The following is a 3,283-nucleotide window of genomic DNA, read 5'->3' on the forward strand; positions in this document are numbered from 1 at the left end:
GGGAATCGCGTTGAGCACTTCGTCGATCTCCAGCGGCGAGTAGTTGTCGCCGCCTCGGATAAACCGCTCTTTGAGGCGCCCCGTGATAAAGAAATACGGCCTACCATCGGTGCCCAAGCGCCAGAAGCCTTCGTCGCCGGAGCGGAACCAGCCGTGGGTAAAGGCCGACGCGTTGGCATCGGGGCGCTTGAAGTAGGCACGCATGACGTTCACGCCCCGAATGACGATCTCGCCGCGTGTGTTTTCAGGCAGAGCGTTGCCGCTCTCGTCGTGGATCGCCATCTCGTTCTCGGGAAGCGGGATGCCAATCGAGGGAAAGCCACACTCCCACATCCAGTGCGCGTAGGTGTTTTTATCGAGATCAGTAGGCAAGAAGCACGAGTAACACGTCGTCTCGGAGAGGCCGTAGCCGTGCACCACGCGGACACCAAATCGCTCGTCGAAGCGCTTGGCCAGCTCGGTAGTCAGCGGCCCGGCGCCGCATATAAAGTGCCGGAAGTCTTGCGGCGCACTCCAGCCATCGGGCTTTGTCTCGCCGAGGAACGCCAGAATCGTGGGCACGACGCTACACCAGGTGCACTTCTCGTCGGCGACGGTCTTCCAGAAGCGGCTGGCGGAGAATTTCTTATTGAGCACCACGCTCCCACCGGTGAGCAGCGGCGTGATGAGCGTCACAATAATCCCGTTGACGTGGTGGATCGGCAAGACCAGCATCGCCCGGTCATTCTCCGTGAAGCCATGCCACGCCGCAATCCCCTGCGCATCGGCGATCAGATTTTGGTGCTCCAGAACAACGCCCTTCGGTGCCCCCGTCGTCCCCGACGTGTAGACAATCAGCGCCTCGGTATCTGAAAAAAAGCGTCTGGGCAGCGGAGTTTGGGCGTGACTCCAGAAGGCATCTGCGGGCCTTTGGAGTACTTCAGGGACACGGTGGGCTTGATCATCGTGGACGAATGCGGCCTTTACCTGTGAGTGCTCCAAAATAAAGGCGATTCGCTCATCGTCTTCCGTGATATTTACAGGAACTACAGTGATTCCCAACAGCCAAGCACCGAAATATAAAAAAACCGTCTCGGGTGAGCTGCCTGTCAGCGTTGCGATGCGATCCCCCGTTTGAAGCGCGAGCGTTTTCTGAAGATACCCCGCCACGAGGAGCGCCGCCGACCACACCTCACGGCCTGTCCAGGAGCGCGGTGGCTGATCTCCCTCACAAAACGTCAGAAAGCACTTGTCGCTGGTACTGAGACATTCGAGCTTGTCCGCAATCGTAGAAGCAAACAACCCACTAAAGTCATACTGTCGGTTGCTCAGGCCCCGCGCATGGGTGATTTTGTGAATGAGTTCCGGGTTAAAGTTCTCGTCGGTCATTGTCGAGGTTCCTCAAAATTATAGCACACTAACGCCAATTCTGCTATGACAGCGCATAAAAATTACGACTGTCTTAGTTGTCACAAAATCAGCCGTGTCTCGCGTTATTAGCTCTCATGAACAAGATCACCATTCTCGTCACCGTCGCCCTTGCTCTGGGCGCTTCGTCTCAGGCACAGGCTCAGTGGAGCGACAGCGGCTTTGGAGGGCGCGAGGAAGTCAGCTACCAGGCGTTTTTCCCGGCAGGCAAGGTCAAGGGCTATCTAGGCAATGGTCCCCTCAATGGAATCTCGTGGACACACCAGCTTACCCCGCCACCAAGTATCGGGCTGGGCCGAACCCTGTTTCTGGACTGGGCCGGCACGGGCGGCGATACGCCACGCAATTTCCTGGCAGGCGGACTGGGGGTTCAGTCGCAGCTCAAGCTGGGCACTGAGGGAACGACGGCCAATATCGGCGGGGGCATCGGGTGGTACGGGACGTTTCGCAGCAACTCGGGCTTCGATCCTGGTCGTCAGAGCGGGGCGGTTGCCCGCATCACGGCAGGCCTGCGGGTAACGGGTAACTTAATTATCGAGGGTGCCTACTTCCGCTCCCTCAAAGCCAGCGATGGGCTTGAAGGCACCGGGCTACGAATCGGGCTGAAGTTTTAGCCTTTCCCGTCCCCTCGTTCTAATCGAGGGGATAGAGGAATCGTCTCGACGCTTGTCGAAATGCCGGGCATGACAAAGCTCGGCATTCAACTGATTATCTTCGGCAAGCGCGGGGGCGACGATCTGCCTGGCGTCTTGGCGGATGTGAAAAACGCAGGCTACGACGGTGCAGAAGTGGGCAACCCGACGACCAGCGCGGGGGCCTACGACTACAAACAGCTCTTCGACGATGCGGGTCTGGTCTGTGCGGGCTACCACACAGGAGTGAGTGCGCTTGCAGATCTCGACCACGTGCGGGAGACGGCGGCGCACATGAATATCGTAGGAGCCAAGCACCTGATGGCGGGAGGCAAGTGGCCCGATACGGCAGGCTACGAAGCGGCGGCGGAGACTCTCAACGCGGCAGGTGAGGTGCTGGCAAGCGAGGGGATCTCGGTGTGCTATCACAACCACAACTGGGAGTTCTTCACCCTGCCCGAGGGCGGCACCGGGATGGAGATTCTCCTGCGCAACACCGACCCCGCGGCGGTGAAGTTCTGCTTCGATCTCTACTGGGTAGCCTGCGGCGGCGAGGATCTGGTGAGTTTTTTACAGACCCATGGCCACCGCTCGGACTACTTCCACTACAAAGACGGCACGTTCGATCTGGCAACCAAGCAGCCCCTTACGTTTACGGAGCTGGGCAACGGCCAAGTGAAGCTCGTCGAGGCCACCAAGATCGTCAAGACGTTTTCGCCCGTCTGGGTCACTACCGAACAAGACCGCGTGGCCGAGGGCGGCGACCCGGCAACCTCGGCAAAAATCAGCGCGGACTATGCAAAGAGTACACTCGGGTTTTAGGAACGACAAAAAGGCAGTTGGCCCGGCTTGACTTTCTTAACAATTTCAGGCACACTGAAGGTGCAAGTCTGGGAAGCTCTTCTGGAACTGCAGTTTCGTCAACATAAACGGCTCTTGCCCGTTTCTTAGTCTTGTGTTAATATTTGCCCCCATTGTAGGGGATAAACTCGTCGTGTGGGCATCAGCCCATCTAACAGCGGAGGTACTGAACATTATGCAACAAACCAAACGTGGTTTTACCCTGATTGAACTTCTCGTCGTCATCGCGATCATCGCGATTCTCGCCGCCATTCTCTTCCCCGTCTTTGCTCAGGCTCGCGCCAAGGCCCGTGGTGCAGCTTGTCTCTCTAACGTCAAGCAAATCGGAACGTCCATGATGATGTACGTCCAAGACTATGATGAGATGACACCTGGTGCCCGTG

General features: G+C 57.8%; 4 protein-coding genes. 3 read left to right on the forward strand and 1 reads right to left on the reverse strand.

The genetic code is table 11. From position 1 onward, the window contains the following. Positions 1-1,368: class I adenylate-forming enzyme family protein (locus tag AC1XOS_RS21395; protein WP_481964239.1), on the reverse strand; the 1,368-nt coding region annotated here is incomplete at its 3' end. A 116-nt stretch (positions 1,369-1,484) separates the two neighbouring features. Here AC1XOS_RS21395 and AC1XOS_RS21400 point away from each other — a divergent pair. The 3 genes from AC1XOS_RS21400 to AC1XOS_RS21410 form a co-directional block, all read left to right on the forward strand. Further along, positions 1,485-2,021 carry a hypothetical protein gene (locus tag AC1XOS_RS21400; RefSeq protein WP_481964240.1) on the forward strand — a complete coding sequence of 179 codons (537 nt, stop codon included), beginning with the start codon at positions 1,485-1,487 and terminating at the stop codon, positions 2,019-2,021. Between the two features lie 69 nt (positions 2,022-2,090). Continuing rightward, positions 2,091-2,861, forward strand: a complete 771-nt coding sequence (locus AC1XOS_RS21405; RefSeq protein ID WP_481964241.1) for a sugar phosphate isomerase/epimerase family protein — start codon at positions 2,091-2,093, stop codon at positions 2,859-2,861. Between the two features lie 214 nt (positions 2,862-3,075). Next, positions 3,076-3,283 (forward strand): type II secretion system protein (locus AC1XOS_RS21410; protein ID WP_481964242.1); only part of this gene is annotated, 208 nt, incomplete at its 3' end.

The organism is Armatimonas sp., assembly GCF_964826245.1.

What these genes read in the sequence shown, in the direction of transcription:
- AC1XOS_RS21400 (WP_481964240.1), top strand. Translation starts at nt 1,485, where the DNA reads ATGAACAAGATCACCATTCTCGTCACCGTCGCCCTTGCTCTGGGCGCT.
- AC1XOS_RS21405 (WP_481964241.1), top strand. Translation starts at nt 2,091, where the DNA reads ATGACAAAGCTCGGCATTCAACTGATTATCTTCGGCAAGCGCGGGGGC.